The organism is Desulfitobacterium nosdiversum, from assembly GCF_049860565.1.
Taxonomy (GTDB): Bacteria; Bacillota; Desulfitobacteriia; order Desulfitobacteriales; family Desulfitobacteriaceae; genus Desulfitobacterium_A; species Desulfitobacterium_A nosdiversum.
Map to the genome: position 1 here is coordinate 3,856,868 of NZ_CP172056.1, position 12,019 is coordinate 3,868,886.

General features: G+C 44.4%; 12 protein-coding genes, 1 pseudogene and 1 riboswitch. Of the genes and pseudogenes, 3 read left to right on the forward strand and 10 right to left on the reverse strand.

The features are described from left to right. Positions 1 to 295 precede the first annotated feature (295 nt). The 9 genes and pseudogenes from ACHOLT_RS18810 to cbiD form a co-directional block, all read right to left on the reverse strand. The gene (locus tag ACHOLT_RS18810) at positions 296 to 931 is read right to left on the reverse strand and encodes a precorrin-8X methylmutase (protein WP_425803799.1); all 636 of its coding nucleotides are present in this window, start codon (positions 929 to 931) and stop codon (positions 296 to 298) included. Continuing rightward, positions 928 to 1,296 (reverse strand): sirohydrochlorin chelatase, encoded by a 369-nt coding sequence (locus tag ACHOLT_RS18815; protein ID WP_425803801.1) that lies wholly within the window; start codon positions 1,294 to 1,296, stop codon positions 928 to 930. The genes ACHOLT_RS18810 and ACHOLT_RS18815 overlap by 4 nt, the downstream gene beginning before the upstream one ends. After that, entirely contained in the window at positions 1,293 to 2,057 is a 765-nt protein-coding gene (gene cobK / locus ACHOLT_RS18820; RefSeq protein WP_425803804.1) for a precorrin-6A reductase, read from the reverse strand. Before cobK ends, ACHOLT_RS18815 begins: the two co-directional genes overlap by 4 nt. Continuing rightward, the gene (gene cobJ / locus ACHOLT_RS18825; protein WP_425803807.1) at positions 2,054 to 2,743 is read right to left on the reverse strand and encodes a precorrin-3B C(17)-methyltransferase; all 690 of its coding nucleotides are present in this window, start codon (positions 2,741 to 2,743) and stop codon (positions 2,054 to 2,056) included. Before cobJ ends, cobK begins: the two co-directional genes overlap by 4 nt. Positions 2,744 to 2,769: 26 nt before the next feature. Then, positions 2,770 to 3,969: a cobalt-precorrin 5A hydrolase gene (locus ACHOLT_RS18830; RefSeq protein WP_425803809.1), complete on the reverse strand. Its 1,200-nt coding sequence runs from the start codon at positions 3,967 to 3,969 to the stop codon at positions 2,770 to 2,772. Next, positions 3,966 to 4,742, reverse strand: a complete 777-nt coding sequence (gene cobM, locus ACHOLT_RS18835; RefSeq protein WP_425803812.1) for a precorrin-4 C(11)-methyltransferase — start codon at positions 4,740 to 4,742, stop codon at positions 3,966 to 3,968. Before cobM ends, ACHOLT_RS18830 begins: the two co-directional genes overlap by 4 nt. A 1-nt stretch (position 4,743) precedes the next feature. Next, positions 4,744 to 5,436, reverse strand: coding sequence for a precorrin-2 C(20)-methyltransferase (gene cobI / locus ACHOLT_RS18840; protein WP_425803815.1), 693 nt, complete (start codon positions 5,434 to 5,436; stop codon positions 4,744 to 4,746). Positions 5,437 to 5,469: 33 nt separating this feature from the next. Further along, complete coding sequence (cbiE, locus tag ACHOLT_RS18845) at positions 5,470 to 6,675, reverse strand: precorrin-6y C5,15-methyltransferase (decarboxylating) subunit CbiE (protein ID WP_425803817.1); 1,206 nt, start codon at positions 6,673 to 6,675, stop codon at positions 5,470 to 5,472. A gap of 178 nt (positions 6,676 to 6,853) precedes the next feature. Further along, positions 6,854 to 7,030: riboswitch (cobalamin riboswitch) on the reverse strand. A gap of 43 nt (positions 7,031 to 7,073) precedes the next feature. Further along, positions 7,074 to 8,179: pseudogene (cbiD, locus tag ACHOLT_RS18850) on the reverse strand (cobalt-precorrin-5B (C(1))-methyltransferase CbiD). Between the two features lie 282 nt (positions 8,180 to 8,461). On the opposite strand from cbiD, the gene ACHOLT_RS18855 reads away from it, so the two are divergent. The 3 genes from ACHOLT_RS18855 (at position 8,462) to ACHOLT_RS18865 (ending at position 11,256) form a co-directional block, all read left to right on the forward strand. Then, positions 8,462 to 8,794, forward strand: coding sequence for a YmaF family protein (locus tag ACHOLT_RS18855; protein ID WP_425803820.1), 333 nt, complete (start codon positions 8,462 to 8,464; stop codon positions 8,792 to 8,794). Positions 8,795 to 8,972: 178 nt separating this feature from the next. Next, the gene (locus ACHOLT_RS18860) at positions 8,973 to 9,245 is read left to right on the forward strand and encodes a hypothetical protein (RefSeq protein WP_425803822.1); all 273 of its coding nucleotides are present in this window, start codon (positions 8,973 to 8,975) and stop codon (positions 9,243 to 9,245) included. Between the two features lie 199 nt (positions 9,246 to 9,444). Further along, positions 9,445 to 11,256, forward strand: coding sequence for a MutS-related protein (locus ACHOLT_RS18865; protein WP_425803825.1), 1,812 nt, complete (start codon positions 9,445 to 9,447; stop codon positions 11,254 to 11,256). A 9-nt stretch (positions 11,257 to 11,265) separates the two neighbouring features. Here the strand turns inward: ACHOLT_RS18865 and cobC are convergent, their stop codons facing one another. After that, a complete protein-coding gene (cobC, locus tag ACHOLT_RS18870; RefSeq protein ID WP_425803828.1) occupies positions 11,266 to 11,862 on the reverse strand; it encodes an alpha-ribazole phosphatase in 597 nt (198 codons plus the stop codon). Positions 11,863 to 12,019: the final 157 nt, after the last annotated feature.

Sequence of the window (12,019 nt, forward strand, 5' to 3'; positions counted from 1 at the left end):
AAGGATTTTGATTTACAGGAGGGAACGGCTTCAAAGCGAGCGGCAACAAGACTTCGCGAAAAGTCCGCAGCGGAGACGGGTTGGAAACAGGACGTTTCCAACTGGCCAGTGAGGCAGGAGCCGATTTGGCCAGCGAAGACACATGGATGTGTCAAGTGTCGCATGTGCCAAGGATGGTAATCATGCGACCTCCCGTCGCAGCGGAGGACTTACGCGTTAGTCTTGTCCGCGCAGCTTACAGAGTGACCGATGTAAATCAAAATCATGGTCATTTGTTCTCATAAAGTAAGCTTATTTAAACCGTTCTCCCGACAGCCAAATAAATCAGTGCATTGACAGCCGATGCCGCAAGCGGGCTGCCCCCGCGCGTTCCCAGCACTGTAATTGAGGGAATCTCCTGCTTCTGCCAAAGCAGATCCTTGGCTTCCTTCGCTCCGACAAACCCTACAGGAATCCCGACAATCAAAGCAGGCCGGTATTCAGGATTCTGTGCAAGCTCTAAGACTTCCACTAAAGCCGTCGGCGCATTGCCAACTGCGACAATGGCACCGTTCAAACGTTCTTTATTTAAACGCAAGGCAGTCATGGTTCGAGTCAGTCCCCACTCGGCCGCTTTTTCGGGTATACGCGGGTCTCCTAAAAAACATTCCGCGCTTCCTCCCAAATCAGCAAGAGCCTTTTTGGCAATACCTGCACGGACCATTTCCACATCCGTAATAACTGGCGCCCCTTGTTTTAAAGCCTGAAGTCCAGCCTCAACGGCACGTTCATGAATCGCAATCACTGATTCCAGCTCTAAATCTCCAGTCGTATGAATTAACCGTTCGACGATCTTAAGCTCCTGCTTTTTCCATGTCTTTTGCAAATGACGATGGATAAAAGACATGCTGTCACGTTCTATTTGAGCCGGATCGGTCAGAAAATCGCTCATACTCCTATGGCCTCCTTAATCCTTGAGCATGCTAAGGAAGCAATGGCATCATCCGCGCCAAGTTCTGCCGTAAAGACAATCTCCACGTCCGGGTGTTGCTCCTGAATTTCCCGGACCTCATTATGAATATCGACCGTAACATGAATTCCCCGAAAAAGAAATAAAGGCATAATCACAATCCGCTGAGCCCCGGTTTCTACTTTCGCCTCCACAACTTTCGGCAAGCTGGGTTCGGCATTCTCCATAAATGCCGGGGTAACTTTTTCTCCTAATATTGTTTCAACCTTATGGGCAACTTCTATTAATCCTTCATTCGCTTCCTTCCGGCGGCTGCCGTGCCCAAGAAGAATGATTTCCGTCGTCATTTTAACTCCTCCACCCTTTTCATAAAATCCTCCATTGATTCCATAGGTTCCGAGTACTCTGTCCTTGGGCGTTCCAAAACGATAACCGGAATTCCTAGATTAAGACAGGATTTAATCTTCTCGTCCGTACCCCCAACCTGTCCGCTTTCTTTGGTGATTACAACATCAATTTTCAACTGCTCCCAAAGCGCTTCATTGAAACGCTGACTAAAAGGCCCCTGCGCTGCAATAATTTGATACGGCTTAAGTCCAAGTGCCTCACACTGAACTAGAACCTCGGAACGAGGCAAAACGCGGGCAAAAATTTCGCGCTCCTTAAAGCCAGGCAATTCAAGCCAGTCCTTTAAATTTTTGCTGCCCGTCGTTAAAAAGATCCGCTGCCCCAAGCGGCATGCTAGTGCACCGGCTTCCGCCAAGTCTGCCGCCCAATGAATCAGCGGAGAAGTTTCTTGAACAATCTTTGGCCTTTCCCAGCGTAAATAAGGAATTCCAACCTCTTCACTTACATGTCGGGCTAACTCATGAATTTTTTCTGCATAGGGATGAGTCGCATCAATCAAACCCTCAATTGAATTTTGCTGAATCAGCGCTATAAACTCCGCTTGATTTAAAGCTCCATAACGCGTTTGCAAGCCTTGAGCCTCAGCAATTTGCGCTCCGTATTCTGTTAACGTTGAAACCCAGACCTGATGTCCGCGCAATTCCAGTTCACCTGCCAAATGACGTCCATCCTCAGTCCCTGCCAGAACGAACAGGTTCATAAAACATATCCTCTCGGAGTCACCATATAGGGTCCAATGACCTTGGTCTGTGAGCTTCCGATGATCACCGTCGTCAGCATATCGATCGGTAAACGCGTGAATTCTTCCAAGGTGGATATCGTGACTTGCGGAGTCTCTCCCCGCAAGGCCTCACGCACGATTCCCACAGGAGTCTCAGGTGAACGGATCTCTAAAAGGAGCTTGCGGATTTCTTCGATTTGTTCCTGCCGTCCTTTGCTTTTAGGGTTGTAGATCGCAAGTACGAAATCTCCCTCAGCCGCTAAACGCGTCCGTTTGAGGATTAGCTCCCAGGGTGTAAGAAGATCGCTTAAGCTGATCACTGCAAAATCGTGCATGAGCGGCGCACCAAGCTGAGATGCCGCAGCGTTGGCTGCAGTCACACCGGGAATAATCTCCAAAGGCATATCGATACAGCCCGCCTCTTGCAGGCATTCAATCAGAATTCCGGCCATACCGTAAATCCCAGCGTCACCGCTGCTGACAAGAGCGACTGAGTTTCCCTCCTGCGCCAACCGTACGACCTCACGGCAGCGGTCGATCTCCTGACGCATACCTGTCGAAACTATCTTTTTCTCACCGATAAAAGGGCGAACGAGATCGATATAGGTAATATAGCCTGCAACGATTTCAACCTCTTCCCATACTTTTTGGGCTCGCACCGTCATATGCTCCGAACTTCCCGGTCCGATTCCTATAACAAAGATCTTTCCATACTTATCGCAACGGTTACTCCGTTTCGTATCTGCTTGGGAAGAATGAGTTCCCCTTGTTTCGTCCCCAACAGGCTGGCTGCCTCGCATACTCCATCCACTCCAATCTTTTCTTTCACGAATTCCGAACGTGACAACTCCTGTCGGTTAACAGCGTTCTGTATCTCACTGGCAGTAAAGCTTTGAAACGGAACACCCAGTTCTTGGGCTGCTTCAACAATTCCCGCTTCATTTTGCTTTATATCAATGCTGAAAATTCCAAGGATGCTTTGATCCGTTGCCTTGATCTTAGTCAAAGAAGCTTGAATAGCTTCAAGAACTTTTTCCTTGCTTATTCCCCGCCGGCTTCCTACTCCTATGCATAGTGCTCTTGGCACCAGAATCAGCCAGGGAAGCTTTTCTTCTTTCTCATTCGGAATTTTCTCCTTACCCCTCAAAGGCCTCGAGAAAGGAGTCACCCAAATTTGAGCTGTTTCTTTTTCCTCTGCACTAACAAAATAATAATGTTTATCCTTCTTTAAAGGATGCTCAGGAGATAAGTGGATCTCCGACCAAATTTTAAGCTGCCCTTTGTCTAATAGATACCGATTAACTTTCTTTAATCCGTTTATGGGTTCGACCGACCATCCAAGTCGCCGAGCGTATTCATCGGGAGCAATTAGACCGTGAACATCGGTCGCCGTCGTAATTACAGGTTGAGCTCCCAGTCGATCAGCGAGCTCCTGGGTCCAGGCATTGGCGCCCCCGAGATGGCCCGAGAGCAGGGAAATAACAAACTGTCCCTTTTCATCCAATACTAGCACGGCAGGGTCGCAATCCTTCCTTTGAATTAAAGAAGCGATTTGCCGAACCACAATTCCTGCAGCCATCACAAAAATAAGTAAGAAGGCTTCACGCCATAAATCCGGTAAAATCTCCGATAGACGTTCGAAGTTATGGCAATTATACTTTTCCCTTATCATCTGAGAAACATCGCATTTTTTATGAATCCAAAGCTCCGGCTCTACCGGATTATCAAACAGAAAAGCTGACTCCCCAATAGAGAAACTGCTAACTTTACGCTCTTGAAACGTTTCGATAATTCTTACCCCAGTAACTAAACCTTGGTCCGTAAGAACGATAACCGCGCTTCGAAGGGCCTTTTTCGCTATAGTCCATGTATTATTTGAAAAAACAGTCATGATTTTTGTCCCGTCCGATATTCATGGGTAAATTCAGGATCATAAAGTTTAGAGCGCGATCCTTCGTGGAAATTCAAAAAATCTCCCACCAGAATTTGAGCTTGTTTTTTTATCCCCTCTTGTTTAACCCTTTCTTCAATGGTTGCTAAAGTTCCATAAACCTGCTGTTCATCCTCCCAGCTCGCACGATAAATCACGGCGACCGGCGTTTCCGGGGAATAGCCGGCAAGCAGTTCTTGAACCACACGTCCCATATCCTGCACACTTAGGAAAATAGCCATGCTCGCCCGATGCTTTGCGAGTTCAGCAAGGCTTTCCCGTTCCGGAACGGGAGTACGCCCAGCCAAACGGGTCAAGATAACCGTCTGACTGACTTCAGGCACAGTAAACTCCTTTTTAACCGAAGCAGCTGCAGCAAAAACTGAACTCACTCCCGGAATTACAGTATAAGGAATGTTCTTTTTTTCAAGAGGCTCCATCTGTTCCTGAATTGCGCCATAAACGCTCGGATCCCCCGTATGGAGCCTGACCACAATTTCTTTTTGCTCTACTCCTTCGATCATCAGGCGCAGAGTATCTTCTAACGTTAAATGCGCGCTGTCATGCAAGGGAATTCCCGGCCGACAATATTGAAGGAGTTCCGGGTTAACCAGAGACCCTGCGTAAATCACGCGATCCGCAGCTTCAAGAGCTTTTTTGCCTTTAAGGGTTATCAGTTCAGGATCACCGGGTCCTGCCCCAACAAAAATGACCTGTCCTGTTTTTGCCTCCATATTATTCCCTCCGAATAAGCACTAGGCTTAAATAATCGATCTTTTCCATTTCGTCCTGCTCTGTCAGTTCGCAAATCTCTTCCCCCGCTTGCCCGACACGAGTTGCTAAAATCGCCTTTCCCCCGCTTTTTTGGAGATTTCGAAGAACCTCCGGCAGATTGCGTGAAGCCTTCATCATCACCACGTTGGGAATCTCTGTGTATTGATCCAGGCCTTCAACCCCTGGCAATACCAGGAGGGGTTCATCTCCCGTCGCTAAAGGTTGATTCACTTTCGCAGCGGCTGCTGCCATGGCCGTAATTCCCGGAACTGTTTCAATTTGTTCGGGGTTCAACTCTTTTTTCAAGAGGTTCAAAAGATAAATATACGTGCTGTAGAAAGACGGGTCCCCCAAGGTTAGGAACGCCACAGATTTACCGGTATGCATGACTTCCATGATCTGATCTGCAGCATTTTGCCAGGCCTTTTGGAGTACTTCTTTATTTGAAGTCATCGGCATTTCCAGCTCAAGTATCCGAACATTCTCGGGGCAATGAACTTTGGCAATGTCCCAAGCGACACTCTCCCGCTCCATCCTTGATTTTGGCACAGCAATTATATCCACATTTTTCAACACTCCAACAGCCCTCAGGGTTAAAAGCTGCGGATCCCCCGGTCCAACTCCAATTCCATAAAACTTTCCTTCGATTGCCATCTAAGACTTCCTTCTCCCTATCTGAATTCAAATCTATTGACTCGCTTTTGTCGCACTCAAAATAAATACAGGATTTAAGGCCTGTGCCATATGAAAGTTCTTTATACCTTTCCAACGAACAGCTTGAATAGAGATAACATCAATCTCCTTGTAAGCCAGTTGCTGCAGAAGTTCTAAACCACTCCCTACCGTCTCTAAGGTAATCGCTGTCATAACCATTCTCCCGCCTTTCCGCAGAGGGAGCCTCTCGATAATTTCTTTGAGGTGACCGTTGCTTCCCCCAATTAAACATACATCAACTAAAGGAAGCTCATTAAAAGGCTCAGGGGCTGTTCCCCGAAACAGCTGCAGATTAGGAATCCCAAACTTTGCTCGGTTCAATAAAATAAGCTCTTGAGCCTCCGGATCTTCTTCGACAGCAAAAACAAGTCCCCTCTTTGCTAAACGGGCAGCTTCAATACTTAAGCTTCCCGTCCCGGCTCCGACATCCAAAACTTTGTCTGTCTCTCGAATCTTTGCCTTAGCAAGGACCTGAACTCGAATTTCAGCCTTGGTCAGGGGAACTTTTCCCCGAATAAACTCCTCATCAGATATGCCCATACCTGTATCCGCCAAAAGTTGAACCTCTCCCGGATAGAGGATAACAATTGCATTATTGTATTCTGCAGTATCCTGTATTAAGTTATTGACCCTTGTCGTTATCCACTTTTCGTCAGGATAACCCAAACGGTTTCCCACGGATATTTCCAAATCAATCCTATGCTGCTTATAATAAGCCGCTACCTTCTGGGGAGTATTTTCGCCTCCCGTAAGAATAGCTAAAGGTCTCTCAAGCGTCAATGGCAATCGCTCTAGCGGACGGCCGTGAACGCTTACAAATTCAGCCTCTTGCCAAGGCAGACCCGCACGGGCAAAAGCAAATTGCATTGAACTGATCCCTGGATAAACAATAATTTCCGTTTCCGGGAACTCTCGTTTTAACATGGGCAGGAAACTGTAAAATCCCGGATCTCCAGAAACTAAAACCCCTACCTGTTTTTTTTCGGCTAAGGATACACGTATCTGCTGAATTCCTTCGCTTAGTTTTCCCGAGAGAATGTGGCTTTCTCCCTGAAAATTAGGAAAGAGTTCAAGCGCGCGTTTTCCGCCTAATAATACTTCACAGGACGCAACAACTTCATCTATTGCAGGCGGAAGCCATTCCCTGCTGCCCGGTCCTATTCCGATGACTTTTATCATTATTTTCCCCCCACGACTCAACCCGAACGTTATAAAGTAATCATACAATTAAATCCTATATATTTCCATATCAGAATTTTCTAAAAGGATTTGCTCATAAAAAAAGATAAGCCTTGAACGACTCATCCTGGGTATGGTTTATAGCTTAAGCATTCTAAACACATCCCTATCGCTCGTAGGTTAGTGAACTATTAAGGCAGGTCTCCTGGCTTCAAGTTTTGCTCCTTTCCCCTTCCCGGTTGCCCAGTGGGTATAATGAAAGGATACCTTGTTTTCACAGTGGCGGGACCGCGTCGGAATCACACCGACTTCCCTTTTAATCCTCCGCAGAGGAACCTTAACTTATATTTCATATTAAAATGTCATTTTATAATTATTATTCTATTCTAGAACGTCCCTTAAAATCCTTCTATCTGCCACTTCCATTTTTCTTGAATCCAGTGCCGCGCATTTTCATCCCATCCAATGAAGCTTCCGTCGAGTAAGGTTAATACCGTTCCAACTTTCAATCTTCCCTGAACGTGCTCCATTGCGCGTTTACTCGCCAGAGCCGCAATTTTATGTATTATGCTTTGTTCTCCCCATGCAATAAGCTCGGTAGCCGCCCCTTCTGTTGTTGGAAATTCTGAAAGACGTATTAACTTATCTAAAGAAAGTCCTTGAAGTGCGGCATGAGCCACAAGGATTTCCATGCGTGCATCTGCTACACGGTTATGTGTGTGGAAGATGCCGCCAGCCACTTTAATTAACTTGCCAATATGTCCTAAGAGAATCACCTTCTCGACCTTGCGATAAGCCGCTTCCTCCAGAATAAAACCGATAAAATTGCTTGTTTGAACAATAGCTTCTGTCGGTACTCCTAATTTCTCCGCAGCTGTTCGAAAACCATAATGGCCCGGTGTCAAAATAAGCGTCTGGTGATCATAAGCCAGTGCCTGATCTAATTCTGGCAGAATGGAATTTTTAAATGCTTCTTCCGACATAGGTCGAACTATTCCTGTAGTCCCCAAAATCGAAATACCTCCGAGAATTCCCAATCTTGGATTCAAGGTTTGCCAAGCAATTCGTTCACCATAAGGAACTTCAATCCACACTTCAATTTCCTCAACAGGAAATACCTCACGGACTGCACTTTGAATCATTTGCTGCGGGACTGGATTGATTGCGCATTGACCAACGGGCACTTGAAGCCCCCGTTTGGTAACAGTGCCTACCCCTTTTCCGCCACGGATATGAATCTCACCCTCACCCGAAAGGCATCGGACCCTGGCCTGGATTTCAAGTCCATGGGTAATATCCGGATCATCACCCGCATCTTTGATAATCCCTGCTCTCCCCAAAGGTTCTCCTTTTCTGTCCATTTATCTGTCCATTTAAGAGGAAGATTCAAGCGTTCACCGCTTGGCAGCGGAATTTCTATTGTCGAATCCAAAGATTTATCAATTAAAACAAGACAGGCTGCCTTCGCTGCCCCAGCTGCACAGCTTCCTGTTGTATATCCCATCCGCCACTCGTGTGCATCTTTATCCCTGTGACCCAAACCTTTATATCCACCCTTCTTTAACTGGAAGTATCTCCTACAGACAAACCTCAATGTATCTATTTAATTTTAACTCAGAACCTTCATTATAGATACTTCTCCTACTGTAAATAAAATCTTCCTAAATCATATAATATCTTCTTTTTTAAATCGTAAAATATTAAGTATTAAAACCAACCGATAGACTTAATCTCACCCTTGTACTTAAGAATGCATAAGCTGTAATTAGAAGGCGAGGTGAACCGAATGAGGCGATTAGAATCAGATTATCATGTTCATTCTTATCGAGTCCCTACTTCCTATACCAACGGTCATATTCATTGGATGGCCGGGGTTACAGGTCCCCCTGTTCCCATGGGGCCATCTCATGTTCATTATTATAGTACTGTAACAACCTTCGATCAGGGGCACCTTCACTGTGCAAGCGGCGTCACAGGTCACAGTATACCATGCCCAGAAGGCGGACACACACATCTTCTGACTGGCTGTACAAGCGTCGATCATTATCATTCACATTATTATGGATCTTATACTGGGAATGAAGAAGCTTCCATGTTATTTCAAAGGAGAGCGATTTAGAATAACTTCTTTACTCTTTAACCGGTTTAAAGACAATCCCTTGGCCTTTGCCAAGGGCACTTACATATTTTCTCAATAATTTAAGAAAACGAATAGGCCAACTTTCTCCCGCCTTATTTTGGAATATTATACCACTAGATCAATGTATTTAATTATTTTTCTAAGGTGGTGGAAATTCATGTACTATTATCCTTATCATTATCTTCCATGCTGTTATCCTTCTTACGGCACTTTTCGGGGGTACGAACCCCTTTCTTGGGAATTATACGAAGAACGCTTTGAACCGGCTTGGTGGGAAAGATTAGAAAGACAAATGGGTTTCCTTCCCGGCAGAGAACCTTTATGGTGGGAAAGACTTGAAGAACAGCTTGAACCCAGCTGGTTGCAGCGTGAAGAACGCAGACTTGGCATTCCTCAACCGTACACTTCTCGTTTCGGGATTCCCAAATGATGCTGAACTTTCATTTTTAAGAACTTGAAACTATTATACAAAACGCACGAGTTTTAAAATGTTAAAAGCTCGTGCATTTATTTAACAATTTTCTTCTTGTACCTGCTATGAATCCTTCCTGCTTTTCATTTGGCTATTTGTGGAATAAAATGAACATATACTCTGACATAGAAAAAGAAAACGGATAACAGGAGGTACCATGAAAGAACCCCATAAAAGTTATAATTTAAGGATCAAGACTTATGAAAAACTATTGGAGAAGCAACAGCGAACTGCCAATCGTTTGAGCAACTATCGAATAACCGCCATTGTCTTAGGATTTGCCTTAGCCTTCTTTATCTATCGAACCATAAATCCTTTAATAGGTATGTCTTTTGGATTTATTACGCTCATTGTCTTTGGATATCTCGCGTTTCAACACAAGCGCGTTCTTTCTCTACTTAATTCCTTAAGAATATTAATAGATCTAAACCGACAGGGAGAATACCGCTTATCCGGAAATTGGATCAATTTTACGGATTCAGGTGAAGACTTTAAAGATGACGCCCATCCTTATGCTTCTGATTTGGACTTATTCGGACAAGGGTCGTTTTTTCAATGGATTAACTCGGCTCATACCCCTATGGGACGTGAAGCTTTAGCAAACATACTCAAAAACCCGCTAAAAGATCCTTCACAGATTATGGAACGGCAAGCCGCTGTAACAGAGCTGGCCCGAAAATTAGACTGGCGCCAGCGCTTTGAATTGGAAGGAATCCTCATCTCCAATCAGCTTAAGCCTCCCGCCCCTCTTTTACGATGGGCAGAGGAATCAAACGAGGCCTATTTGCAACCTTCGCTTAAGCTCGGTGTTCGTGTTCTTCCCGCAGTAGCCCTTCTCATGATTATTCTCTATGCTTTTCACTTTTTTGTACTCTGGCAAATTCCTGTTCTACTCGTCCTCATTCAATACATACTTCTTAGAATCTATAGCAAAAGTCGTTCACAGGTTCTTTCCATAGTTTATCGCTATGAGGCCAGTTTAAAAACGTATGCTCAAATGCTCAAACATCTTGAAAAACAGACGTTTACATCACCTTGGCTTAAAGTGCGCCAAGAGAATCTTCACAATTCCAAGGGCCGAACGGCGTATCAGCAAATTCAAAAACTTTCTCAGATCTCCGAACGCATTTCTAACCGAGAAAATGCAATATTTATGATCGTTAATATCCTAACCCTTTGGGACTATCAATGTATGATTGCCTTGGAAGAATGGAAAAAGGAATCCGGAAAGCGTTTAAGGCAATGGCTGGAAGTCCTTGCTGAGGTTGAAGCACTCTCCAGCCTGGCCAATATTCGCTTTGAGAACCCAGAATGGATTATGCCGACAATAGACGATCAGAACAGATTATCCGCTAAAAAAATGGGACACCCGCTGCTTACTCAAAAAAGAGTGTGCAACGACTTTGAGATGAATCAAACCTCAACTATCACATTGATTACCGGCTCAAACATGTCTGGAAAAAGCACCTTTCTCAGAACCGTAGGAAGCAATCTTGTTCTTTCGTATATCGGTGTTCCCGTCTGTGCCGAACAATTCCGCTGCTCAAGGATGAATCTTTGGACATGCATGCGGGTCAGCGATAATTTAGAGCAAAGCATCTCTTCGTTCTATGCAGAAATTCTACGAATCAAACAGATCGTTGAAGCCGCCAAAACCGACAAGCCGGTATTTTTCCTCCTCGATGAAATTTTTAAAGGGACCAATTCCCATGACCGTCATTTTGGCGCCAAAGCGTTGATTAAACAATTGCAAAAGGATGGCGCACTGGGACTTATCTCGACCCATGACCTAGAGCTTGGAGAGCTTGAAACAGAAAGTAACGGTCGTATTAAAAACTATCATTTCCGAGAGTATTATCAGAATCAGGAAATTCGTTTTGATTATACGCTGAGGAAAGGAATTTCAACAACGAGAAATGCTTTATATCTTATTAAGATGGCAGGAATTGAACTCGAGGAAAATACTTAAGGAAAATACTTAAGTGCTATTCATCTTTTCTACGCATAGCGTTTTGCCATTAAAACTGATCACATTTAAACATCCATATTCCTGCTTTAATTTAAAAATATTTCTAAGTGGCAGTCCTAAGGCATAAGCCAGGATGACCCTATTCACTCCTGCATGGGACACAAAAAGGATATCTTTTTGTGTCTCATTTATTATTCGTTCAAACACTGGAATAACCCGGTCATATAGATCTTTGAAACATTCTCCTCCAAAGGGTTTAAAATTGGCTGGATCCTGCCCTCGACGCTCAAACTCATCCGGGTAATTTGCTCGTATATCTGCAAATCTTTCACCTTCCCAAATACCCATATTAATTTCCCGGAGCTCCGGCAATACAACAGGAACAAGACCTCTTCCCGCTCCTATGATTTCAGCTGTTTTTTGGGTCCGCCTTAAATTACTGCAATAGATCTGATCCAAAGGATTGGACTTTAAGGTTTGATAAAGCTTTTGAGCCTGCAAAATTCCCTCTTCAGTCAGTTCTAAGTCGGATTGACCTATATATCGTTTTTCCTCATCTGATTTAATTCGTCCGTGTCTCACGAGGTAAATTTTCTTTTTAGCCATTACCCTCACCTCAAATTAGATATATTTTCCAATTATAATTCAAATATCTCAAATTAAATCATATTAAATCAAATTAAATCTAACTAAATTCAATTCAATTGTTGAAAGGTTTTGATAACTTGCAGTATAATTTGAATTAAGAAGTTAAAGGAGGACA

Coding starts and splice junctions, on each gene's coding strand:
- ACHOLT_RS18860 (WP_425803822.1), top strand. CDS start 8,973: ATGTACTATTATCCTTATCATTATCTTCCATGCTGTTATCCTTCTTAC.
- ACHOLT_RS18855 (WP_425803820.1), top strand. CDS start 8,462: ATGAGGCGATTAGAATCAGATTATCATGTTCATTCTTATCGAGTCCCT.
- ACHOLT_RS18815 (WP_425803801.1), bottom strand. CDS start 1,296: ATGACGACGGAAATCATTCTTCTTGGGCACGGCAGCCGCCGGAAGGAA.
- cobC (WP_425803828.1), bottom strand. CDS start 11,862: ATGGCTAAAAAGAAAATTTACCTCGTGAGACACGGACGAATTAAATCA.
- cobJ (WP_425803807.1), bottom strand. CDS start 2,743: ATGACGGTGCGAGCCCAAAAAGTATGGGAAGAGGTTGAAATCGTTGCA.
- ACHOLT_RS18810 (WP_425803799.1), bottom strand. CDS start 931: ATGAGCGATTTTCTGACCGATCCGGCTCAAATAGAACGTGACAGCATG.
- cobK (WP_425803804.1), bottom strand. CDS start 2,057: ATGAACCTGTTCGTTCTGGCAGGGACTGAGGATGGACGTCATTTGGCA.
- cbiE (WP_425803817.1), bottom strand. CDS start 6,675: ATGATAAAAGTCATCGGAATAGGACCGGGCAGCAGGGAATGGCTTCCG.
- cobM (WP_425803812.1), bottom strand. CDS start 4,742: ATGGAGGCAAAAACAGGACAGGTCATTTTTGTTGGGGCAGGACCCGGT.
- ACHOLT_RS18830 (WP_425803809.1), bottom strand. CDS start 3,969: ATGACTGTTTTTTCAAATAATACATGGACTATAGCGAAAAAGGCCCTT.
- cobI (WP_425803815.1), bottom strand. CDS start 5,436: ATGGCAATCGAAGGAAAGTTTTATGGAATTGGAGTTGGACCGGGGGAT.
- ACHOLT_RS18865 (WP_425803825.1), top strand. CDS start 9,445: ATGAAAGAACCCCATAAAAGTTATAATTTAAGGATCAAGACTTATGAA.